At 74.3% G+C, this 20,971-nt stretch carries 21 protein-coding genes; 8 read left to right on the forward strand and 13 right to left on the reverse strand.

All coding sequences use genetic code 11. The annotated features are described in order from the left end of the window. Window positions 1-82: 82 nt before the first annotated feature. From AB0D45_RS02165 to paaA, 5 genes are read right to left on the reverse strand one after another with little or no spacing between them, the layout of a single operon-like run. Window positions 83-1,183 (reverse strand): 2Fe-2S iron-sulfur cluster-binding protein, encoded by a 1,101-nt coding sequence (locus AB0D45_RS02165; RefSeq protein WP_362454872.1) that lies wholly within the window; start codon window positions 1,181-1,183, stop codon window positions 83-85. Next, a complete protein-coding gene (paaD, locus tag AB0D45_RS02170) occupies window positions 1,184-1,690 on the reverse strand; it encodes a 1,2-phenylacetyl-CoA epoxidase subunit PaaD (protein ID WP_362454873.1) in 507 nt (168 codons plus the stop codon). Continuing rightward, a complete protein-coding gene (gene paaC / locus AB0D45_RS02175) occupies window positions 1,684-2,418 on the reverse strand; it encodes a 1,2-phenylacetyl-CoA epoxidase subunit PaaC (RefSeq protein WP_361595838.1) in 735 nt (244 codons plus the stop codon). The genes paaD and paaC overlap by 7 nt, the downstream gene beginning before the upstream one ends. Then, on the reverse strand, window positions 2,415-2,699 hold the full coding sequence (gene paaB / locus AB0D45_RS02180; RefSeq protein WP_361595841.1) for a 1,2-phenylacetyl-CoA epoxidase subunit PaaB: 285 nt from the start codon (window positions 2,697-2,699) through the stop codon (window positions 2,415-2,417). Before paaB ends, paaC begins: the two co-directional genes overlap by 4 nt. Further along, window positions 2,696-3,712, reverse strand: a complete 1,017-nt coding sequence (paaA, locus tag AB0D45_RS02185; protein WP_361595844.1) for a 1,2-phenylacetyl-CoA epoxidase subunit PaaA — start codon at window positions 3,710-3,712, stop codon at window positions 2,696-2,698. The genes paaB and paaA overlap by 4 nt, the downstream gene beginning before the upstream one ends. A gap of 63 nt (window positions 3,713-3,775) precedes the next feature. Between paaA and AB0D45_RS02190 the strand changes: the two genes are divergently transcribed. From AB0D45_RS02190 to AB0D45_RS02200, 3 genes are read left to right on the forward strand one after another with little or no spacing between them, the layout of a single operon-like run. Beyond that, entirely contained in the window at window positions 3,776-4,612 is an 837-nt protein-coding gene (locus AB0D45_RS02190; RefSeq protein ID WP_362454874.1) for a DUF5819 family protein, read from the forward strand. Continuing rightward, complete coding sequence (locus AB0D45_RS02195; RefSeq protein WP_362454891.1) at window positions 4,609-5,769, forward strand: HTTM domain-containing protein; 1,161 nt, start codon at window positions 4,609-4,611, stop codon at window positions 5,767-5,769. The genes AB0D45_RS02190 and AB0D45_RS02195 overlap by 4 nt, the downstream gene beginning before the upstream one ends. 48 nt (window positions 5,770-5,817) lie before the next feature. Then, entirely contained in the window at window positions 5,818-6,576 is a 759-nt protein-coding gene (locus tag AB0D45_RS02200; protein ID WP_361595850.1) for a TrmH family RNA methyltransferase, read from the forward strand. 50 nt (window positions 6,577-6,626) lie between these two features. On the opposite strand, the gene paaN is transcribed toward AB0D45_RS02200, so the two are convergent. Beyond that, window positions 6,627-8,309: a phenylacetic acid degradation protein PaaN gene (paaN, locus tag AB0D45_RS02205; protein WP_362454875.1), complete on the reverse strand. Its 1,683-nt coding sequence runs from the start codon at window positions 8,307-8,309 to the stop codon at window positions 6,627-6,629. A 168-nt stretch (window positions 8,310-8,477) separates the two neighbouring features. Here paaN and AB0D45_RS02210 point away from each other — a divergent pair, with 168 nt between their 5' ends. Next, entirely contained in the window at window positions 8,478-10,016 is a 1,539-nt protein-coding gene (locus AB0D45_RS02210) for a 3-hydroxyacyl-CoA dehydrogenase (RefSeq protein ID WP_362454876.1), read from the forward strand. After that, entirely contained in the window at window positions 10,013-10,600 is a 588-nt protein-coding gene (locus tag AB0D45_RS02215; protein WP_361595858.1) for a TetR/AcrR family transcriptional regulator, read from the forward strand. The genes AB0D45_RS02210 and AB0D45_RS02215 overlap by 4 nt, the downstream gene beginning before the upstream one ends. 47 nt (window positions 10,601-10,647) lie before the next feature. Here AB0D45_RS02215 and AB0D45_RS02220 read toward each other — a convergent pair whose 3' ends face one another. Continuing rightward, window positions 10,648-11,193, reverse strand: coding sequence for an Lrp/AsnC family transcriptional regulator (locus tag AB0D45_RS02220; RefSeq protein WP_361595897.1), 546 nt, complete (start codon window positions 11,191-11,193; stop codon window positions 10,648-10,650). Window positions 11,194-11,386: 193 nt separating this feature from the next. Between AB0D45_RS02220 and pdhA the strand changes: the two genes are divergently transcribed. Genes pdhA through AB0D45_RS02235 form a run of 3 tightly spaced genes read left to right on the forward strand, consistent with a single transcriptional unit; the run spans window position 11,387 to window position 14,849 of the window. Further along, the gene (gene pdhA, locus AB0D45_RS02225; protein WP_362454877.1) at window positions 11,387-12,523 is read left to right on the forward strand and encodes a pyruvate dehydrogenase (acetyl-transferring) E1 component subunit alpha; all 1,137 of its coding nucleotides are present in this window, start codon (window positions 11,387-11,389) and stop codon (window positions 12,521-12,523) included. Next, entirely contained in the window at window positions 12,520-13,518 is a 999-nt protein-coding gene (locus AB0D45_RS02230) for an alpha-ketoacid dehydrogenase subunit beta (protein WP_361595864.1), read from the forward strand. Before pdhA ends, AB0D45_RS02230 begins: the two co-directional genes overlap by 4 nt. Then, a complete protein-coding gene (locus AB0D45_RS02235; RefSeq protein WP_362454878.1) occupies window positions 13,518-14,849 on the forward strand; it encodes a dihydrolipoamide acetyltransferase family protein in 1,332 nt (443 codons plus the stop codon). The genes AB0D45_RS02230 and AB0D45_RS02235 overlap by 1 nt, the downstream gene beginning before the upstream one ends. Window positions 14,850-14,973: 124 nt before the next feature. On the opposite strand, the gene AB0D45_RS02240 is transcribed toward AB0D45_RS02235, so the two are convergent. The 6 genes from AB0D45_RS02240 to AB0D45_RS02265 form a co-directional block, all read right to left on the reverse strand. Further along, complete coding sequence (locus tag AB0D45_RS02240) at window positions 14,974-15,951, reverse strand: NAD(P)H-quinone oxidoreductase (protein WP_362454879.1); 978 nt, start codon at window positions 15,949-15,951, stop codon at window positions 14,974-14,976. A gap of 19 nt (window positions 15,952-15,970) precedes the next feature. Then, window positions 15,971-17,071: a potassium channel family protein gene (locus AB0D45_RS02245; RefSeq protein WP_362454880.1), complete on the reverse strand. Its 1,101-nt coding sequence runs from the start codon at window positions 17,069-17,071 to the stop codon at window positions 15,971-15,973. Continuing rightward, on the reverse strand, window positions 17,059-18,351 hold the full coding sequence (locus AB0D45_RS02250; protein ID WP_362454881.1) for a molybdopterin molybdotransferase MoeA: 1,293 nt from the start codon (window positions 18,349-18,351) through the stop codon (window positions 17,059-17,061). The genes AB0D45_RS02245 and AB0D45_RS02250 overlap by 13 nt, the downstream gene beginning before the upstream one ends. Next, window positions 18,348-19,226 (reverse strand): NTP transferase domain-containing protein, encoded by an 879-nt coding sequence (locus AB0D45_RS02255; RefSeq protein ID WP_362454882.1) that lies wholly within the window; start codon window positions 19,224-19,226, stop codon window positions 18,348-18,350. Before AB0D45_RS02255 ends, AB0D45_RS02250 begins: the two co-directional genes overlap by 4 nt. Window positions 19,227-19,736: 510 nt before the next feature. Further along, entirely contained in the window at window positions 19,737-20,276 is a 540-nt protein-coding gene (locus AB0D45_RS02260) for a bacterial proteasome activator family protein (protein WP_362454883.1), read from the reverse strand. 91 nt (window positions 20,277-20,367) lie between these two features. Continuing rightward, complete coding sequence (locus AB0D45_RS02265; protein WP_362454884.1) at window positions 20,368-20,949, reverse strand: hypothetical protein; 582 nt, start codon at window positions 20,947-20,949, stop codon at window positions 20,368-20,370. Between the last annotated feature and the right edge of the window lie 22 nt (window positions 20,950-20,971).

Consider the following 20,971-nt stretch of genomic DNA (forward strand, 5'->3'; position numbering starts at 1 on the left):
TGCGCGCACCGGCTGACGCCCTGATCTGATGGTGCGTCAAGATAGAGCAGCTTCCGGCAATTGGACAGGCCGCGGACACCTCCTACCGGTCGAAGTCGATCTCCACTTCCTCCGTCAGGGCGTGGGACTGGCAGGCCAGTACGAACCCGGCCTCGGTTTCCTCCGCCTCCAGTGCGAAGTTGCGCTCCATCCGCACCTCGCCGGAGACCACGAAGGCGCGGCAGGTGCCGCAGACGCCGCCCTTGCAGGCGTACGGGGCGTCCGCGCGCCCCCGCAGCACGGTGTCCAGCAGCGATTCGCCGTCCTGCACGGGCCAGGTGCCCGAGCGGCCGTCGAGCCGGGCGGTCACCCGGCCGTGGGCCGGCGCCGGGGCGGCGGGGGCGGGTGTCTGCGGGGCGGTCTCCTCGACGTGGAAGATCTCCTCGTGCACCCGGGTGCGTACGACGCCCAGCGCGGCCAGGGCCCGCTCCGCGCCGGTCACCAGCCCGTAGGGCCCGCACAGGAACCAGCCCGTGACCTCCGCGACCGGCAGCAGCGCGGGCAGCAGGGACGTGAGGCGGTCCTCGTCGAGCCGCCCGGACGGCAGTCCGGCCTCCTGCTCCTCGCGGGAGAGCACCGTCACCAGCTGGAAGCGGTCGGGGTAGCGGTCCTTGAGGTCCGCCACCTCCTCCAGGAACATCGTCGAGGCCGCGGTACGGTCGCTGCGCACCAGGCAGAACCGGGCGTCGGGCCGGGCCGCCAGGAGTGAGGCGGCGATCGACAGCACCGGGGTGATGCCGCTGCCGCCGACGATCGCCGCGTAGTGCGCGGCCGCCGGGGCGGCGGCCGGCTCCAGCACGAACCGTCCGGCCGGGACCATCACGTCCAGTACGTCCCCGGCGGCGACCTCCTTGTGCGCGAACGTGGAGAACTCGCCGCCCTCCACCAGGCGCACGCCCACGCGCAGCCGGTCCGGCCCCGGGCCGTCGGGGGCCGGGGCGGGGGAGCAGATCGAGTAGGTGCGGCGGACCTCGGTGCCCTGGGAGGCGCCGCGGCGCAGCGTCAGGTGCTGGCCGGGGGCGTGCCGGTAGACCTCGCGCAGTTCCTCGGGGACCCGGAGCGTCAGGGCCACCGAGTCGTCGGTGAGCCGGTCGACTGCCGCCACCGTCAGCGGGTGGAACGCGCCGTGGCGGGGTGCGGCCATCTACAGCTCCTTGAAGTGGTCGAACGGTTCGCGGCAGGCGACGCAGCGGCGCAGCGCCTTGCACGCGGTGGAGGAGAACCGGCTGAGCAGTTCGGTGTCCGTCGAGCCGCAGTGGGGGCAGCGGACCGACAGCGTGAGCGGGACCGGTCCGCCGGCGGAGTGCGGGCGGGGCGGGGCGATGCCGAACTCGGCGAGCTTGCGGCGGCCTTCGGCGCTGATGTCGTCGGTGGACCAGGCGGGGGACAGGACGGTGGTGACCCGCACCTCGGGTATGCCGTGGTCGGTCAGGGCCCGCTCGATGTCGGCGGACATGGCCTCGATGGCCGGGCAGCCGGTGTACGTCGGGGTGAGGACGACCTCGACGTGGCCGTCCTCGTGCATCCGCACCCCGCGCAGCACACCCAGCTCCGCCAGGGTCAGCACGGGCAGTTCGGGATCGGGGACGGAACCCGCCAGCTCGGCCAGCTCCGCCTCCAGGCGGGTGGTCCCGGCCCCGGCGCTCACCACGACGCTCCGGGGTGGCTGCGGTGCAGGTGCTGCATCTCGGCGAGCAGCCGCCCGAACGGCTCCGTGTGCAGGCCCTGCCGGCCGGCTCCGGCGGCCCAGGCGCCCGTACGCGGTCCTTCGGGCAGCGCGAGCCCCGCCCGCTCCAGTACGTCGCCCAGCGCGGCCGTCCAGCGCCCTTCCAGGGCTTCCATGGCGGCCTGGTCCAGGCCGAGGCCCTCGACCGGCTGGAACATCTCCCCGGTGAACTTCCACAGCGCGTCCAGGGCCGCGCGCATCCGGCCGCGGCTCTCGTCGGTGCCGTCGCCGAGGCGCAGCGTCCACTGCTCGGCGTGGTCGCGGTGGTAGGCGGTCTCCTTCACGGCCTTGGCCGCGAGCGGCGCGAACGGGCCGTCCCCGGCGGCGAGCTCCGTGTACAGCTCGTGCTGGTAGAAGGAGAAGTAGAGCTGCCGGGCGATGGTGTGGGCGAAGTCGCCGTTGGGCTGTTCGACCAGCTGGAGGTTGCGGAAGGAGCGCTCCTCGCGCAGGAAGGCCAGCTCGTCCTCGTCCCCCGCCATCGACAGCAGGAGGCGGGCCTGCCCGAGCAGGTCGAGGGCGATGTTGGCCAGGGCGACCTCCTCCTCCAGGACGGGGGCGTGGCCCGCCCACTCGCCGAGGCGGTGGGAGAGGATCAGCGCGTCGTCGCCGAGGGCGAGGGCGGCCGCGGTGCGGGTGTCGGTGCCGGCGCTCACAGGTGGCGCACCCCCTCGGGGATGTCGTAGAAGGTGGGGTGCCGGTAGGGCTTGTCGGCGGACGGGGCGAAGAACGGGTCCCGCTCGTCGGGCGAGGAGGCGGTGACCTCGGTGGAGGGCACCACCCAGATGGAGACGCCTTCGTTGCGCCGCGTGTAGAGGTCGCGTGCGTTGCGCAGGGCCATCTCCGCGTCGGGGGCGTGCAGACTTCCCGCGTGCGTGTGCGAGAGGCCGCGGCGCGAGCGCACGAACACCTCCCACAGGGGCCAGTTCTGCGTCATGCCTGTACCTCTCGTCCGGTGCTGGTGTGCTTCGCGGCGTAGGCGGAGGCGGCCTCACGGACCCAGGCGCCTTCCTCGTGCGCCCGGCGCCGCTGGCCGATCCGCTCTTCGTTGCAGGGGCCGTTGCCCTTGAGGACGTCCCAGAACTCGGCCCAGTCGATGGCGCCGAAGTCGTAGTGCCCGCGCTCCTCGTTCCACTTGATGTCCGGGTCGGGCAGGGTCAGGCCCAGCGACTCGGCCTGCGGGACGGCGATGTCCACGAAGCGCTGGCGCAGCTCGTCGTTGGAATGCCGCTTGATCCGCCAGGCCATCGACTGCGCCGAGTGCGCCGACTCGTCGTCCGGCGGGCCGAACATCATCAGCGAGGGCCACCACCAGCGGTCGACCGCGTCCTGCGCCATCGCGTGCTGGGCCTCGGTGCCCTGCGAGAGGGCGAGGAGCAGCTCGTACCCCTGGCGCTGGTGGAAGGACTCCTCCTTGCAGATCCGGACCATCGCGCGGGCGTAGGGGCCGTAGGAGCAGCGGCAGATCGGCACCTGGTTGGTGATCGCCGCGCCGTCCACCAGCCAGCCGATCGCGCCGACGTCGGCCCAGGTCAGGGTGGGGTAGTTGAAGATCGAGGAGTACTTCTGCCTGCCGGAGTGGAGCTTGTCGAGCAGCTCGTCCCGGCTGGTGCCGAGCGTCTCGGCGGCGCTGTAGAGGTAGAGGCCGTGGCCCGCCTCGTCCTGCACCTTGGCCATCAGGATCGCCTTGCGGCGCAGGGAGGGCGCGCGGGTGATCCAGTTGGCCTCGGGCTGCATGCCGATGATCTCGGAGTGGGCGTGCTGCGCCATCTGCCGGACCAGCGACGCCCGGTACTCCTCGGGCATCCAGTCCCGGGGCTCCACGCGCTCGTCCGCCGCCACGGCGGCGTCGAAGTCCGCCCTGAGCTGCGCGCCGAGGTCCGCGGAGCGCCCGTCCACCGCGCCGTCCACCGTGCCCGACGTGCCCGTTTCCGGGGTCACTGCGACCATCCCGGCCCCCTGTCAGAGTGTGCCGTCCGCCCGACCGACCGATCGTTCGGTTCATCCTCTTCAATGGTGAGACGGCGGCCCGTAGGGTGTCAACCTCTGTGGGCAACCCTGTGGACGCCGGATGATCGGGGCGGGATGGATTCGAACGAGCGCGAGCCCGCGGAAGGAGACCTTCCGCCGTCCCTCGGCGCCTCCCCGCCGACCGCGCCGGGGGCCCTGCCCGCAGCGCCCCACGCCCTGCCCGCGGGGCCCCGGGCGCCCGGGATCGCGGGCCTGTCCGCCCCGTACCGGGTCCTCGCTGCCCTCGCCCTGGCCGCGGTGGGCGTCGGCGCCTGCCTGCACCTCGGGCTGGTCTTCCTGCACGTCGCGCCGGCCAACACGGTGAGCAAGCAGCACGCCGAGCTCGTGGACGGGTGGATCTACCCCGAGTTCGAACAGAACTGGAAGCTCTTCGCCCCCAACCCGCTCCAGCAGAACATCGCCGTCGAGGTCCGCGCCCAGGTCCGCACCGCGGGCGGCGAGCTGGTCACCCGCGACTGGCGCGACCTGTCCGCCGAGGACGGCGCGGCGATCCGGCACGGCCTGCTGCCGAGCCACACCGAGCAGAACGAGCTTCGCAGGGCCTGGGACTTCTTCACCGGCTCCCACGACGAGGAGAACAAGCCCGACGGCGAGCGCGGGGAACTGGCCGAGCGGTACCTGAAGCGGATCGCCATGGCCCGCCTGACCGCCGCCGCCGGCGGGTCAATCGGCGCCGGCGGGTCGGACGGCGCCGGCGGGGACCGGATCGTACGGATCCAGCTGCGCTCGGCGACCCGGTCCGTGGCCGCGCCGCCCTGGAGCGGGGAGAAGTCCGACACCCGGACGTACTACCGGGAGCTGCCGTGGTGGAACGTGTGAGGCGCACCCTCGCGCAGGCGGCGGCGAAGGCCACCGGACAGGGGCTGGGGCCCTACCAGAGCGCCGTCGTACGGATCGGCTTCGCCGCGACCTGGCTCTTCTTCCTGCTGCGGGAGTTCCCCAACCGGCACGAGCTGTACGGGCCCGACGGGCCGTGGAGCTGGGACCTGGCGGAGCGGCTGATCGCCTCCAACCACGCCTTCACGGTGCTGATGTGGTCGGACTCGGCGCTCTGGTTCGAGACCGTGTACGCCCTCTCCCTCCTCGCGAGCGCGCTGCTGCTGCTGGGCTGGCGGACCCGGGCGACGTCGGTGCTCTTCATGGTCGGGGTGCTGTCGCTGCAGAACCGCAGCGTGTTCATGGGCGACGGCGGCGACAACGTCATCCACCTGATGGCGGTCTACCTGGTGCTGACGCGCTGCGCCCGGGTGTGGTCGCTGGACGCGCGCCGGGCGCGGCTGCGGGGCTCGGCATCGGCGGGGGCGGCGGGCCCGTTGCTGTGGGCGGCGCTGGGCGCGGTGTTCGTGTACGGGGCCGCGAGCGGACGCTTCGGCGCGCTCTGGACGGCCGCCTTCGCGACGCTGTGGGCGGGCACGGCGCTGTGGTGGCTGGCCGACCGGTACGAACCGGAGGGCGAGCGGCGGGCGACGCTGGACGTGCTCGCGAACCTGCTGCACAACGCCGGGATGCTGGTGATCACGGCGGAGGTGTGCCTGATCTACGCGACCGCCGGCTGGTACAAGATCCAGGGTTCGCGGTGGCAGGACGGGACCGCGCTGTACTACCCGCTGCGGCTGGACTACTTCACTCCCTGGCCGTGGCTGTCGGAGCTGCTGGCGGGCAGCGGGGCGGTGGTGATGCTGCTGACGTACGGGACGGTCGCGGTGCAGGTGGCGTTCCCGTTCACGCTGTTCAACCGGCGGGTCAAGAACGTCCTGCTGGCGGTGATGATGCTGGAGCACGCGGGGATCGCGGTGCTGCTGGGGCTGCCGTTCTTCTCCCTGGCGATGATCGCCGCGGACGCGGTGTTCCTCCCGACCGGGTTCCTGGTGTGGGCGGGGGCGCGCGTGGCGGCGGTGCGGGTGTTCCGGCGGCGGGAGGCGGTCGTGGCCGCGGCGGCGGAGCCGGCGGTGGCGCCCGCGCCGGCGGGGCGCTGAGGCCTCGCCGGGCCGTACGGGTGGGCGGGGGCGTCGTAGGGTCGGGGCATGAGTGAGCAGTGGGGTTCCGGTGAGGTCGGGCGGCAGTGGCGGGAGTGCGCCGGGCGGAGTGACGTGGTGCTGCTCGACGGGTTCCACGCGCTGAAGCACGCCCTGCGCTTCGGCGCCGAGGTGCTCGCGGTCGTCGCCGACGAGCCCGACGCCGTACGGGAGCTCGCCGCCGGGCTGGCCCCGGACGTGGCACCGGAGGTGACCCGCCTCGTGCGGCGGGCCCCGCTGGGGGAGCTGCTGCCCCGCACGCACCCCACCGGGGTCGCCGCGCTCGCCGTACGACCCGGCCGGGAGGCGGGACGGGCCGCGCTGGCGAGGACGCCCAGGCCGGCTCCCGTCGTGCTGCTCGACAACCCCCGCAACCTCGGCAATGTCGGCGCCGTCGTCCGCCTCGCCGCCGGCTTCGGCGCCACCGGGGTGGTGACCCGGGGCGACCTCGACCCCTGGCACCCCAACGTGGTCCGCGCCGGGGCCGGCCTGCACTACGCCACCACCGTCGACCGGATGGAGCTGGAGGAGCTCCCGCCCGGTCCGCTGTACGCGCTGGATCCGGAGGGCGAGGACATCCGCTCCCTCACCCTCCCGGACGACGCCCTGCTCGCCTTCGGCTCCGAACGCCACGGCATCTCGCCCGAGCTGCGGGCCCGCGCGGACCATCTGGTCTCGCTGCCGATGCGCCCGCAGGTGTCCAGCTACAACCTGGCCACCAGCGTGGCCATGACCCTCTTCCACTGGGGCGGACCCGCCGCGCGGTGACGGCAGCGCGCCGGGCCCGCCCGCGGCGGGCCCCGGCGCCGGAGCGCGCGTCAGGCCTGGCGGCGGACCTCCACCACGCGGAAGCGGTTCGCGACGAACGCGCCGTCGCACAGCGCGGCGTTCGCCGCCGGGTTGCCGCCGGAGCCGTGGAAGTCGGAGAAGGCGGCGGTCTGGTTGACGAAGACCCCGCCCGTCAGGTTCAGCGACAGCTGCGCCGACTCCTCCAGGCAGACCTCCTCGACGGCCCGCTCGGTGTCCGCCGAGGTGGTGTACGCGCCCACCGTCATGGCGCCCTTCTCCCGCACCGTGCGGCGCAGCAGCTCGAGGGCGTCCTCGGTGGAGTCCACCGCCACCGCGAAGGAGACCGGCCCGAAGCACTCGGAGAGGTAGGCCGCCTCCGGGTCCGGCTTGCCGGCGTCCAGCTTGACGATCACCGGGGTCCGCACGACCGCGTCCGGGAACTCGGGGTTCGCCACCTCGCGGGAGGCCAGCGCGACCTCGCCGAGGCCGGCCGCCGCCTCCAGCCGCGCCTTGACGCCCGGGTTGACCAGGGCGCCCAGCAGCGCGTTGGCGCGGGCGTCGTCGCCCAGCAGGCCGCCGACGGAGGCCGCGAGGTCGGCGACGACCTCGTCGTACGACTTGTGGCCGGCGTCCGTCTCGATGCCGTCGCGGGGGATGAGCAGGTTCTGCGGGGTGGTGCACATCTGGCCGCTGTACAGGGACAGCGAGAACGCCAGGTTGGACAGCATCCCCTTGTAATCGCCGGTGGAGTCGACGACGACGGTGTTGACGCCCGCCTTCTCCGTGTAGACCTGCGCCTGCCGGGCGTTGGCCTCCAGCCAGTCCCCGAACTCCGTCGACCCGGTGTAGTCGATGATCTTGATTTCGGGGCGCACGGCCAGCGTCTTGGCGATGCCCTCCTCCGGGCGCTCGACCGCCAGCGCCACCAGGTTCGGGTCGAAGCCGGCCTCGGCCAGGACCTCGCGGGCGACCTTGACGGTCAGCGCCAGCGGCAGGACGGCGCGCGGGTGCGGCTTGACCAGCACGGCGTTGCCGGTGGCGAGGGAGGCGAACAGGCCGGGGTAGCCGTTCCAGGTGGGGAAGGTGTTGCAGCCGATCATCAGGGCGATGCCGCGCGGCACGGCCGTGAAGGTCTTGCCGAGCTCCAGCGGGTCCTTCTTGCCCTGCGGCTTCGACCAGGCGGCCTGCCCGGGAACCCGGGTCTGCTCCTCGTACGCGTAGGCCACCGCCTCCAGGCCGCGGTCCTGCGCGTGGGGGCCGCCCGCCTGGAAGGCCATCATGAAGGCCTGGCCGCTGGTGTGCATGACCGCGTGCGCGAACTCGTGCGTGCGCGCGCCGATCCGGGCCAGGATCTCGATGCAGACCAGGGCGCGCGTCTCGGGGCCGGCGTCCCGCCAGGCGCCCATGCCCGCGCGCATCGCGGGCAGCAGCACGTCCGGGTCGACGTGCGGGTACTCCACGCCGAGCTCCGGGCCGAAGGGGGAGACCTCGCCGCCGGCCCAGCCGTCCGTGCCGGGCTGCCCCAGGTCGAAGCGAGTGCCGCGGACGGCCTCGAAGGCGGCGAGCCCGTCGGCCGGGGCGCTCTCCCCGTAGGCCTTGGGGTGCTCGGGGTGCGGGGACCAGTAGGCGCGGCTGCGGATGGCATCCAGCGCCTGGTCCAGGGTGGTCCGGTGCTTCTCGGTCAGCTGGGGGACGGTGAGCTCGGCGGCCATCAGGGACCAACTCCTCGTTGAGCCGGGCGGGATCGGGCTGGTTCGCAGACCTGGGTTCAGGCAGGGGCGGGTGAAGAAGAGCAGACTGGAGTTAGAGTAACCGAACGATCGGTCGGTACAAGAGGGCCCGGCAGACCTGTGGACAACCGCGTGCGGGAGGATCAGGACATGACAGCAATCGAGCGGGCCCGCACTGTGGCGGTCATCGGCGCCGGGACCATGGGGCAGGGCATCGCCCAGGTCGCTCTCCTCGCAGGTCATCGCGTACGCCTCTACGACTCCGCTCCCGAGCGGGCCGGTGAGGCGGTGCAGGCCGTGGCCGGCCGGGTGGAGCGGCTGGTCGCCAAGGGCCGGCTGGACCGGGCCGAGGCCGACGACGCCGTCCGCCGCCTCGATGCCGCCGAGACCCTGACCGGGCTCGCCTCCGCCGCCCTGGTGATCGAGGCGATCGTGGAGGACGTCGCCGTCAAGCGCGAGCTGTTCGCGGCCCTCGAAGGGGTGGTTTCGCCCGACGCGCTGCTGGCCACCAACACCTCCTCCCTCTCCGTCACCGAGCTGGGCGCCGGCCTCGCGCACCCCGGGCGCTTCCTCGGCCTGCACTTCTTCAACCCGGCCCCGCTGCTCCCGCTCGTCGAGGTGGTCAGCGGCTCCGCGACCGACCCGGCCGCCGCCGAGAGCGCGTACCGCACGGTCCTGGGCTGGGGGAAGACGCCGGTCCGCTGCGCCGACACCCCCGGCTTCATCGTCAACCGGATCGCCCGCCCCTTCTACGCGGAGGCCTTCGCGGTGTACGAGGAGCAGGGCGCCGACCCCGCGACCATCGACGCCGTCCTGCGCGAGAGCGGCGGCTTCCGGATGGGCCCCTTCGAGCTGACCGACCTGATCGGCCAGGACGTCAACGAGGCCGTCACCCGCTCCGTCTGGGACTCCTTCTTCCACAGCCCCAAGTTCACCCCCTCGCTCGCGCAGCGCCGGCTCGTCCAGTCGGGCCGCCTCGGCCGGAAGTCCGGGCACGGCTGGTTCCCGTACGGCGAGGGCGCGAAGGTGCCCGCCCCGCACACGGCGGCCCCCGAGGCCGCGCCGGACAAGGTCACCGTCGTCGGTGACCTCGGCCCCGCCGCCGCCCTGGCCGGCCTCATGGAGGAGGCCGGGATCGCGGTCACGGCCACCGAGCACGGAGGCCCGTACATCCAGCTGCCCGGTGACGGCCAGCTGGTGCTCGCGGACGGCAAGACCTCGATCGAGTTCGACGACGTCGTCTACTTCGACCTCGCGCTGGACTACCGCGACGCGCCCCGGATCGCGCTCTCGGCCGGCGAGGACACCACCGAGCGGACCCTCGCCGAGGCGATCGGCCTCTTCCAGAAGCTCGGCAAGAAGGTCTCCGTCATCGGCGACGTCCCCGGCATGATCGTCGCCCGCACCGTCGCCATGCTGATCGACCTGACCGCCGACGCCGTGGCGCGCGGGGTGGCCTCCGCCGAGGACATCGACACCGCGATGCGGCTCGGCGTCAACTACCCGCTGGGCCCCGCCGAGTGGCACGACCGGCTCGGCCGGGACTGGGCGTACGACCTGCTGCACCACCTCGACGAGCGCTGCCCCGGCGGGCGGTACGCGCCCTCGCTGGCGCTGTTCAAGCTGGGCTACGCGGCGGGCGAGGACGAGGGCGTCGACGGGGATGAGGACACGGAGGGGACCGCGTGACGACGGCCAGGCGGGACACCTACACCCCGGAGACGCTCCTGTCCGTCGCCGTCCAGGTCTTCAACGACCGGGGCTACGACGGCACCTCCATGGAGCACCTCTCCAAGGCGGCCGGCATCTCCAAGTCCTCGATCTACCACCACGTCGCGGGCAAGGAGGAGCTGCTGCGCCGGGCCGTCAGCCGGGCCCTGGACGGCCTCTTCGCGATCCTGGAGGAGCCCGGTGCCGTACGGGGCCGCGCGGTCGCGCGCGTCGAGTACGTCACGCGCCGCACGGTCGAGGTCCTGGTCGCGGAACTGCCGTACGTGACCCTGCTGCTGCGGGTGCGCGGCAACACCCGGACCGAGCGCTGGGCCCTGGAGCGCCGCCGCGAGTTCGACCACCAGGTCGCCGAGCTCCTGAAGGCGGCCGCCGCCGACGGGGACCTGCGGGCCGACGTGGACATCCGGCTCGCCACCCGCCTGCTGTTCGGCATGGTGAACTCCCTGGTCGAGTGGTACCGCCCGCACCCGGGCACCACCCCCGACCAGCTCGCGGACGCGGTCGTCAGCATGGCCCTGGACGGTCTGCGCACCAAGCCGTAGCGGAGCCCGGCCGGGAGCCGGCCGGGCGGCGCCCCCGCCCGTACGGCTCAGTCCTCCGGGAGGCCCGCCGGGCCGCCGGCGGGCGGACCCGGGTCCAGCAGATCCGTTTCCTCGAACACCAGCAGCGTGCGCGTCGACAGCACCTCCGGGATGGCCTGCAGACGGGTCAGGACCAGCTCCCGCAGCGTGCGGTTGTCCGGGGTGTGGACCAGCAGCAGTACGTCGAAATCCCCGCTGACCAGCGCGATGTGGGCCGCCCCCGGAAGCTCGCGCAGCTTCTCGCGCACCGTGCGCCAGGAGTTCTGGACGATCTTCAGGGTGATGTACGCGGACGCGCCCTGGCCCGCGCGCTCGTGGTTGACCCGGGCCGTGAAGCCGCGGATCACCCCGTCGTCGATCAGCCGGTTGATGCGCGCGTAGGCGTTGGCCCGCGAGACGTGCACCTGCTCCGCCACCGAACGTATCGACGCGCGGCCGTCCGCCTGGAGCAACCGCATGATCGAACGGTCGATGGGGTCCAGGGGCCGGGGCGGGACCGGTGCGCCGGACGGGGCGCCCCCCGGCGGGACCGGTCCGGCACCCGCTCCGGCCATTTGTTCATCCGGCATCGCCCACTGCCTCCCTCTCCTGGACGTCCTGCACCCATCCCACGGCCCCGCCGCCAGTTTGTCCACAGCCTGGAGCCGCCTGTAGCCAAATTGCGCCGACGACCGAACAATCGGTTGGTGAGGCGCCTCACATCCGCGGCGCTCCCTGCCCGCTTCCCACGAGGAGGTGTACGCCGCCATGACGGTCCAAGAGCTGCCCGGTGCCGGTGCGCCGCACCGTGTCACCCCGCCGCCCGCCTGGAGGCCCCGCACGGAGGCCGCTCCGCTGCTGCCGGACCCCGAGCCCTACCGGGTGCTGGGCACTCCGGCGGCGGAGGGGCTCGACCCCGCGCTGATGCGCCGCTACTACGCCGAGCTCGTGCGCGGCCGCCGCTACAACGCCCAGGCCACCGCGCTGACCCGGCAGGGCCGTCTCGCCGTGTACCCCTCCACCGTGGGGCAGGAGGCCGCCGAGATCGCGGCCGCGCTGGTCCTGGAGGAGCAGGACTGGCTCTTCCCGAGCTACCGCGACACCCTCGCGGCCGTGGCGCGCGGGCTGGACCCCGTACAGGCCCTGACGCTGCTGCGCGGCGACTGGCACACCGGGTACGACCCGCGGGAGCACCGCATAGCCCCCCTGTGCACCCCCCTCGCCACCCAGCTGCCGCACGCGGTGGGCCTCGCGCACGCCGCGCGGCTGCGCGGTGACGAGGTCGTCGCGCTCGCCATGGTCGGCGACGGCGGCACCAGCGAGGGCGACTTCCACGAGGCGCTGAACTTCGCGGCCGTCTGGCAGGCCCCCGTGGTCTTCCTGGTGCAGAACAACGGCTTCGCCATCTCCGTACCGCTCGCCAAGCAGACCGCCGCCCCCACGCTGGCCCACAAGGCCGTCGGATACGGGATGCCCGGCCGGCTGGTCGACGGCAACGACGTCGCCGCCATGCACGAGGTCCTCACCGAGGCCGTGAAGCGGGCGCGCGCGGGCGGCGGACCGACCCTGATCGAGGCCGTCACCTACCGGATGGAGGCCCACACCAACGCCGACGACGCCACCCGCTACCGCTCCGACGCCGAGGTCGAGGCCTGGAAGGCGCACGACCCGGTGCAGCTGCTGGAGCGCGAGCTGACCGCCCGCGGCATCCTGGACGACGCGGGCATCGAGGAGGCGCGCGACGCGGCCGAGGCGATGGCGGCGGACCTGCGCGAGCGGATGAACGCCGAGCCGGTGCTGGACCCGATGGACCTCTTCGCGCACGTGTACGCGGAGCAGACCGGCCGGCTGCGCGAGCAGGCCGCCATGCTGCGCACCGAACTGGAAGCCGAGGACGCGTCATGACGACCGTCGCTGTGAAGCCCGCGACGATGGCGCAGGCCCTCACCCGTGCCATGCGCGACGCGATGGCCGAGGACCCGGCCGTCCACGTGATGGGCGAGGACGTCGGGGCGCTCGGCGGGGTCTTCCGGATCACGGACGGACTCGTGAAGGAGTTCGGCGAGGACCGCGTCACGGACACCCCGCTGGCCGAGGCCGGGATCCTGGGCACCGCGGTCGGCATGGCCATGTACGGGCTGCGGCCGGTCGTGGAGATGCAGTTCGACGCGTTCGCCTACCCGGCCTTCGAGCAGCTCATCTCGCACGTGGCGAAGATGCGCAACCGCACCCGCGGCGCGATGCCGCTGCCGATCACCATCCGCGTGCCGTACGGCGGCGGCATCGGCGGCGTCGAGCACCACTGCGACTCCTCCGAGGCCTACTACACGGCCACGCCGGGGCTCACCGTCGTGACCCCCGCGACGGTCGAGGACGCGTACGGGCTGCTGCGCGCCTCGATCGCGAGCGACGACCCGGTCGTCTTCCTGGAACCGAAGCGGCTCTACTGGTCGAAGGCGCAGTGGTCGCCGGAGGCGCCCGCGGCCGTACCGGGCATCGGCACGGCCCTGGTCCGCCGGGCCGGTACGAGCGCCACCCTGATCACCTACGGGCCCTCGCTGCCGCTCTGCCTGGAGGCGGCCGAGGCGGCCCGCGAGGAGGGCTGGGACCTGGAGGTCGTGGACCTGCGCTCGCTCGTCCCCTTCGACGAGGAGACGGTCGTCGCCTCCGTACGCCGGACCGGGCGCGCGGTGGTGGTGCACGAGGCCGGCGGCTTCGGCGGGCCCGGGGCGGAGATCGCCGCCCGCGTGACCGAGCGCTGCTTCCACCACCTGGAGGCGCCCGTGCTGCGCGTGACGGGCTTCGACATCCCGTACCCGCCGCCGATGCTGGAGAAGCACCACCTGCCGGGAGTGGAACGGATCCTGGACGCAGTGGCCCGCCTGCAGTGGGAGAACTGATGCCGCAGGTCATGGAGTTCAAGCTGCCGGACCTCGGCGAGGGCCTGACCGAGGCCGAGATCGTGCGGTGGCTGGTGGCCGTGGGCGACGTCGTCGCCATCGACCAGCCGGTCGTCGAGGTCGAGACGGCCAAGGCGATGGTGGAGGTGCCCTGCCCGTACGGCGGCGTGGTCACCGCCCGGTTCGGCGAGGAGGGCGAGGAGCTGCCGGTCGGCGCCCCGCTGATCACCGTGGCGGTCGGTGCGCAGTCGGCGCCCGCCGGGGCCGGTGAGGCCACCGGAGCGGAGGCCGAAGGCTCCGGCGACGCGCCGCGGCCGCTGATCGGCTACGGCTCGGACCACTCGCGCCCGGCGCGTCGGCGGCGGGTGCGACCCGTCACCGCCGCGGTGTCGGCGCCGGTCGCGGCCCCGGCCCCCGTCGTGACGGCACCGGCGGCTCCGGCGGCTCCCGCCGGGCCGGTGCCCGTCATCTCGCCGCTCGTGCGCAAACTGGCCCGGGACAACGGGGTCGACCTGCGGGCGCTGCGCGGGTCGGGGCCGGAGGGCCTGATCCTGCGGGCCGACGTGGAGGCGGTGCTGCGGAGCGCCCGGCCCGCGTCCGCGCCCGCCGAGCCCGTCACCGCGGCGGCCGTGTCGGCGCCGGCGGGGGAGCGGATCCCGCTCAAGGGGCTGCGGGGCGCCGTGGCGGAGAAGCTCTCGCGCAGCCGGCGGGAGATCCCCGAGGCCACGTGCTGGGTCGACGCGGACGCCACCGAGCTGATGGCCGCGCGGGCCGCGATGAACGCCGTGGACGGCCCGAAGATCTCGGTGCTGGCGCTGCTGGCCCGGATCTGCACCGCCGCGCTCGCCCGGTACCCGGAGCTCAACTCCACGGTCGACCTCGCCGCCAACGAGATCGTCCGGCTCCCGGCCGTGCACCTGGGCTTCGCCGCGCAGACCGAGCGGGGGCTGATGGTCCCGGTGGTCCGGGACGCCCAGACGCGCAGCCCGGAGTCCCTGTCGGCCGAGTTCGCCCGGCTGACCGAGCTGGCCCGGGCGGGGAAGCTGGCCCCCTCCGACCTGACCGGCGGGACGTTCACCCTCAACAACTACGGGGTGTTCGGCGTGGACGGCTCCACGCCGATCATCAACCACCCCGAGGCGGCCATGCTGGGTGTGGGCCGGATCATCCCGAAGCCGTGGGTCCACCGGGGCGAGCTGGCCGTCCGCCAGGTCGTGCAGCTGTCCCTGACCTTCGACCACCGCGTCTGCGACGGCGGCACGGCGGGCGGCTTCCTGCGGTACGTGGCCGACTGCGTGGAGAACCCGGCCGTTCTGCTGCGCGGGCTGTAGGGGGCCGACCGGTCCGGGGGCGGGGGCCGGGTTGCCGCTGCGCGACCCTGCGGGGGCTCCGCCCCCGCACCCCCGCACCGCGAACCCCCGCGCGGGCTGGATCCTCCAGCCCGCGCGGCGGACGTCAGATCGTCAGCAGCAGCTTGCCCACGTGGGTGCTGGCCTCCATGACCCGGTGCGCCTCGGCCACCTCGGCGATCGGGTACGCCGCGTGCACCACCGGGCGGACCCGGCCGGAGGCGACCAGCGGCCACACGTGCTCCCGTACGGCCGCGATGATGGCCGCCTTCTCCTCCAGCGGACGGGTCCGCAGCGTGGTCGCCGTGATCGCCGCCCGCTTCGTCAGCAGGGTGCGCAGGTCCAGCTCGGCCTTCACCCCGCCCTGGAGGCCGATGATGGCGAGCCGGCCGTTCACGGCCAGCGCGTCCAGGTTCCGCGCCAGGTACTTCGCGCCCATGATGTCCAGGACCACGTCCGCCCCGGCACCGCCCGTCGCGGCCCGCAGCTCCTCCACGAAGTCCTGCTCGCGGTAGTCGATCAGGACGTCCGCGCCCAGCTCGGCGCAGCGCGCCAGCTTCTCCTTGCCGCCCGCCGTCACCGCCACCCGCGCCCCGACGGCCTTGCCGAGCTGGATCGCCATGGTGCCGATCCCGCTGGAACCGCCGTGCACCAGCAGGGTCTCGCCCGGCCGCAGCCCCGCCACCATGAAGACGTTGGACCACACCGTCGCGACGACCTCCGGCAGCGCGGCCGCCGTCACCAGGTCCACGCCCTTGGGCACCGGCAGCAGCTGCCCCGCCGGGACGGCCACCCGTTCGGCGTACCCGCCGCCGGACAGCAGCGCGCACACCTCGTCGCCCACCGCCCAGCCGGACACCCCCGGCCCGAGCGCGACGACGCGCCCGGAGCACTCCAGGCCGGGGTACCGGGAGGCGCCGGGCGGCGGATCGTAGAACCCCTGCCGTTGCAGGACGTCGGCGCGGTTCACGGCGCTCGCCGCGACCTCGACGAGCACCTCCCCCTCGCCCGCCACCGGATCGGGTACCTCTGCCCAGACCAGGGCCTCGGGGCCGCCGGGCTGCTCGATCGTGATCGCATGCATGGCGCGGAATCTACCCGCCCTACTCCACCGGGCCCAGGGTGACCTGAGGACCCGTCGGCGGGACGGCCCGGACGATGGTGATCACGCGGTCCGTCAGCTGGAGCGGGCTCGCGTGCGGGTCGTCGTACGGGAGCAGCCGGTGGCCGCGCAGGACGCTCACGACGAGGTCGCCGGTCTCCCGGACACTGCGGCCCACCTCCGACTTGTTGACGGGCCGTTCGATCAGGTCGAGGCCGCTGCCCTGCTGGATCAGGTCCTCCATCACGGTGCCCGCGCTCGGGCTGAGCACCGACAGGCCCAGCAGCCGGCCCGCCGCGCTGGCGCTCGTGATGACCGCGTCCGCCCCGGACTGCTTCAGCAGCGGCGCGTTCTCCTCTTCCCGGACCGCCGCGACGATCTTCGCTCCGCGGTTGAGCTGCCGGGCCGTCAGCGTCACCAGGACCGCGGTGTCGTCCCGCTGGGTGGCGATGATGATCTGACGGGCCTTCTGGAGCTCGGCCCGCAGCAGCACCTCCGAGCGGGTGGCATCGCCGACGACCCCGGTGAAGCCCTCCGAGTTGGCGATGTCGATCACCTTGGCGCTGGGGTCCACGATGACGACCTGCTCCCTCGGCAGGCCGGTCGCCAGCAGCGTCTGCAGGGCGGAGCGGCCCTTGGTGCCGAAGCCGACGACGACCGTGTGCTCACGCAAGTTGTTCCTCCAGCGGTTCAGCCGCCATTCTTCGCGGGTGCGTTCGGTCAGCACCTCCAGGGTGGTGCCGACCAGGATGATCAGGAACAGCACGCGCAGCGGGGTGATCAGCAGGATGTTGACCAGCCGCGCGCTGTCGCTGAAGGGGACGATGTCCCCGTAGCCCGTGGTCGACAGCGTCACGGTCGCGTAGTAGACGCAGTCGAGGAAGTCGACCTTCTCGTTGGCGTTGTCGTGGTAGCCCTCGCGGTCGAGCCAGACGATCAGCACCGTCAGGCAGAGCACGAAGAGGGCCATCAGCAGCCGCCGGGTGACCTGCCGCAGCGGTTTCTCGACCACGCGCGTGGGGAGTTTGATGCGGCGTGAGACGAGTTTCTCGTCGGCGCCCCGCGCCATGGCGTCCTGGCCGTGAAGTTTCACGTGAAACATCCCCCCGAAGCCCAGGGCAGGTCGAGGATCTCCAGGTCCTGCCCCGACCGTGCGCCGTGCGGCGGTACGACGGCCAGCGCGTCGGCGGCCGCCACCCCGCGCAGCATGGCCGGGCCGTTGTAGCGCAGCGGTACGGCGTGCTCGTCGGTCAGCAGCACCGGCACCAGCCGGGTGTCGTACGGGTGCCCGGGCACGTCCCCCTCCACCGGCACCGTGTAGCGGGGCCGCTGGCGGCGCCCGGCGAGGGCGCGCAGCAGCGGTTCGGCCAGCGTCAGCAGCCCGGAGACGGCGGCGAGCGGGTTTCCGGGCAGGCCGACCAGGTGGCGGGGCTGCTCCTGGCCGCCGAGGCGGGCCAGCAGCATGGGATGCCCCGGGCGCACCGCCACGCCGTCCACCAGCAGCTCGGCCTCCGCGCGGCGCAGCACGGGGTGGACGTGGTCGACGGGGCCGGAGGCGGTGCCGCCGGTGGTGATGACGACGTCCGCGGTGGATCCGGTGACCGCTTCCAGCAGGGCTTCGGCCCCGGCCGGGTCGTCGCCGATCCGGCGCGTGCCGGTGACCTCGGCGCCGAGCCGGGTGATCCAGGGGCCGAGCATGGGGCTGAGGGCGTCCCGGATCAGGCCGTCGTGCGGGCGGCCCGCGGTGAGCAGTTCGTCCCCGAGGACCAGGACCTCCACGCGGGGCCGGGGCCGGGTGACCAGCTCGTCGTACCCGGCGGCCGCGGCGAGGCCGAGCACGGCCGGGGTGACGAGGGAGCCCACGGGCAGCAGCAGATCACCCGAGCGGCACTCCTGGCCGCGCGGACGGATGTCCTGGCCGGTGGTCACGGGCCGGGCGGCGTGCAGCTGGGTGCCGGACTCGCGGGCGTGCTCGCTGCGGATCACGGCGGTGGTCTCGGCGGGCACCCGGGCGCCGGTGGCGATCCGTACGGCCTCGCCGTCGCCGAGCGGCGCGGGCGGCTCGTCCCCGGCGAGGATCCCCCCGCCGGGCCGGACCTGCCAGGGGCCGGGGCCGGCGACGGCCCAGCCGTCCATGGCCGAGGTGTCGAAGGAGGGCAGGTCGCTGAGGGCTTCGAGCGGGGCGGTCAGCACCTCGCCGAGGGCGTCCGCGAGCGGTACCCGACGGGTGCGGGCCGGCACGGCGGTCCCGGCGCGTGCGGCGGTCTCGCGGGCGCGCAGCCAGGGGACGGCGCGGTGGCCGCCGGTGCCGCCGGCGTCGGGGGTGCGGCTGACCAGGGCGAGGGCCTCGTCCAGGGCGCCGTCGGCGTCGGTGCGGGTCATCCGGAGCCGGTCTCCTCGGGGTGGGGGGGCTGGGCCTCGGCGGCCCAGCGCAGGGCCAGGTCGGCGGCCTTGCGGGAGGCTTCGGCCACGGCCTGGGCGGGGTCGGCGCCGGCGGCCTCGGCGCGGGCGGCCGCGTAGCCGACGAGGAAGGTCGTCAGTGGAGCGGCGGGCCGCGCCACGCCGTGGGCGGCGTCACGGGCGAGGTCGAGCAGGGTCGCGACGTCGACGGGGAGGTCGTCGATCCCGAGTTCGTTCTTGGCGGCGGTGATCCAATGCTCCAGCACGCTCCCATGCTCCCTGATCCGGGCGCGGGCGGCTGCCAGGTCCTCCCAGGTGTCGCAGTCGAAGGAGGCGAGTGGCGCGGAGGCGCCCACCGTGGCCAGATCCAGCTCGGCGGTGAGCGCGCGCAGCGGGAGGCCGTGGAGGGTGCCGTGCTCGGTGGCGAGCAGGGCGATCTCGCGGCGCAGGGGCTCCGCGCGGTAGGCGGCGACGAGGGGCTGGTCGCGGCCGTCGGCGTCCCGCAGCAGGGCCCCGTCGCGCGGGCCGGCGGCGGCGGACGCGAGCAGGGTGCGGACGGTGTTCCGGTCGAGGAAGGGCAGGTCGGCGGAGAGTACGAGGACCAGCGGGGCGGTGGTCCGGCGGACCCCGGCGTCCAGCGCGGCCACCGGGCCGCCGCCGGGCGGGTCCTCGCGGGTCCAGGTGACCGGCCGTGCCGTTGCCCTCCGGGCGCCGACCACGACGGTCCCGGCGGCGTCCGGGCAGGCCGCCAGGACGCGGTCGAGGAGGGTGCGGCCGCCGACGTGGAGGGTGGGTTTGTCGGCCCCGCCGAGGCGCCGGGCGGCGCCGCCGGCGAGGACGATGGCGTCGTAGCTCATGCCCTTGAGTATGCGCGGGCCGTTGCGGGCGGGGCCGCCCCCGTGGCGGGGCGGTCGGCCGTGGCCGGCGCCTGCGGGTGGCGTGCCGCTGCGCGGAGCGGTCCCCTCCCCGCCCTTCGCCCGTTCCCCGGGCCCTGCCCGGCCCCGCGCCTCAAACGCCGGCGAGGCTGGAAGACCCTGGGGCCGCCGGCGGGGCTGAGGGACCCTGGGGCTGCGCCCCGGACCGCGCGCCTCGAGCGCCGGCGGGCTGTAAGGCCCTGGGGCTGCGCCCCGGACCCGCGGCTCAAACGTCGGCGGGCTTGGAAGACCCTGGGGCTGCGCCCCGGACCCGCGCCTCGAACGCCGGTGGGGCTGTAAGGCCCTGGGGCTGCGCCCCGGACCCGCGCCTCGAACGCCGACGAGGCTGAAAGACCCTGGGGCTGCGCCCCGGACCCCGCGCCTCGAGCGCCGCCGGGGCTGGAAGACCCCGGCCCCGGCTCGGGGGCCGGGGGCCGGTGTGGCCGGTGGGGGCTACAGGTAGGGGCCCGAGCGGACTGCTCCGTGGGGGCCGTCTTCGTTTTCGTCCGCGGAGCCGCCCGGCGGGAGGGCGCGGCGCATCTGTTCCAGCTGGGCCCGCGCCGCCATCTGCTGCGCGAACAGGGCCGTCTGGATGCCGTGGAAGAGGCCCTCCAGCCACCCCACCAACTGCGCCTGCGCGATCCGCAGTTCCGCCTCGGAGGGGACCGCCTCCTCGGTGAACGGCAGGGAGAGCCGCTCCAGTTCCTCGACCAGCTCCGGCGCGAGGCCGTCTTCGAGTTCCTTCACCGACGCCGCGTGGATGTCCTTGAGACGGACCCGGCTGGCCTCGTCCAGAGGGGCGGCGCGTACTTCTTCCAGAAGTTGCTTGATCATGCTGCCGATGCGCATGACCTTGGCGGGCTGTTCGACCATCTCCGTCACCGGGACCTCGCGCGACTCGTCATCGGTGCCGCCGACCGCCATCCCGTCCTGGCCCACGATCAGCACGTGCGGGGGGCTGTCCTGCGACCGTTCACTCCTCGGCATCTCCATGCCGTCATTCTCTCGCACGGCTGCGTACGTACACGGTGTGCCCCCGCGCAGGCGTGATCCACCCTGTCCGGGGACACGACCTCGGCCGGTCCTACCGCCCCCGCCGCAGCCGCACGCCCATGTACCCGAGCCCCAGCCCCATCAGGGCCAGCCCGGTGCCCAGCGGCAGGAGGTGCGCGGCCAGCTCGGCGAGCCGTTCGTTGGGTTCGGTGCCGAGCGCGGTGACGGGGGCCGACGGGCTCGGGGCGGCGCCCGGCGGGGTCTGGGGCCGCGGGTGCTCCCGGGGCGGGTGCCCCGGACGCACCGGCTCGCCGGGGCGCACCGGGTGCCCGGGCTGCACGGGGTGGAGCGGCTGGACCGGCTGGACCGGCTGGAGCGGCTGGAGCGGCCGTACCGGGTGGACCGGACGCACCGGGCGGGAGACGGCGACGAAGCCGGGGCCGACCGGCTCGTCGGCGGGCCGCCCGGGGTGCTCCCGGCCGACGCCCGCGGCACTGCCGGCGAGTTCCTCGTACGCCTCCTGCGGTACGTCGGCCTCCTCGTCGGCGACGGCCGGCGCGGCGGCGGACGGGGCGCGGGCGGGGGTGGCGCTCGCGGGCGCGGCGGCCAGCAGCGCGGCGGCCGCCAGCGCGGCCGCGGCGGCCCAGGGCGGCACGCGGAGGCGTTGAGTCACGGGGTGCCCCTCCCCTTCCGTG

Source organism: Streptomyces sp. NPDC048352 (assembly GCF_040651895.1).
Classification (GTDB): Bacteria; Actinomycetota; Actinomycetes; order Streptomycetales; family Streptomycetaceae; genus Streptomyces.

Bases quoted from the DNA above. Each gene is read 5' to 3' on its own strand.
- AB0D45_RS02165 (WP_362454872.1), bottom strand. From the start codon at position 1,183: ATGGCCGCACCCCGCCACGGCGCGTTCCACCCGCTGACGGTGGCGGCA.
- paaB (WP_361595841.1), bottom strand. From the start codon at position 2,699: ATGACGCAGAACTGGCCCCTGTGGGAGGTGTTCGTGCGCTCGCGCCGC.
- paaA (WP_361595844.1), bottom strand. From the start codon at position 3,712: ATGGTCGCAGTGACCCCGGAAACGGGCACGTCGGGCACGGTGGACGGC.
- AB0D45_RS02190 (WP_362454874.1), top strand. From the start codon at position 3,776: ATGGTGAGACGGCGGCCCGTAGGGTGTCAACCTCTGTGGGCAACCCTG.
- AB0D45_RS02200 (WP_361595850.1), top strand. From the start codon at position 5,818: ATGAGTGAGCAGTGGGGTTCCGGTGAGGTCGGGCGGCAGTGGCGGGAG.
- paaN (WP_362454875.1), bottom strand. From the start codon at position 8,309: ATGGCCGCCGAGCTCACCGTCCCCCAGCTGACCGAGAAGCACCGGACC.
- AB0D45_RS02210 (WP_362454876.1), top strand. From the start codon at position 8,478: ATGACAGCAATCGAGCGGGCCCGCACTGTGGCGGTCATCGGCGCCGGG.
- AB0D45_RS02220 (WP_361595897.1), bottom strand. From the start codon at position 11,193: ATGGCCGGAGCGGGTGCCGGACCGGTCCCGCCGGGGGGCGCCCCGTCC.
- pdhA (WP_362454877.1), top strand. From the start codon at position 11,387: ATGACGGTCCAAGAGCTGCCCGGTGCCGGTGCGCCGCACCGTGTCACC.
- AB0D45_RS02230 (WP_361595864.1), top strand. From the start codon at position 12,520: ATGACGACCGTCGCTGTGAAGCCCGCGACGATGGCGCAGGCCCTCACC.
- AB0D45_RS02235 (WP_362454878.1), top strand. From the start codon at position 13,518: ATGCCGCAGGTCATGGAGTTCAAGCTGCCGGACCTCGGCGAGGGCCTG.
- AB0D45_RS02240 (WP_362454879.1), bottom strand. From the start codon at position 15,951: ATGCATGCGATCACGATCGAGCAGCCCGGCGGCCCCGAGGCCCTGGTC.
- AB0D45_RS02245 (WP_362454880.1), bottom strand. From the start codon at position 17,071: ATGTTTCACGTGAAACTTCACGGCCAGGACGCCATGGCGCGGGGCGCC.
- AB0D45_RS02250 (WP_362454881.1), bottom strand. From the start codon at position 18,351: ATGACCCGCACCGACGCCGACGGCGCCCTGGACGAGGCCCTCGCCCTG.
- AB0D45_RS02255 (WP_362454882.1), bottom strand. From the start codon at position 19,226: ATGAGCTACGACGCCATCGTCCTCGCCGGCGGCGCCGCCCGGCGCCTC.
- AB0D45_RS02260 (WP_362454883.1), bottom strand. From the start codon at position 20,276: ATGGAGATGCCGAGGAGTGAACGGTCGCAGGACAGCCCCCCGCACGTG.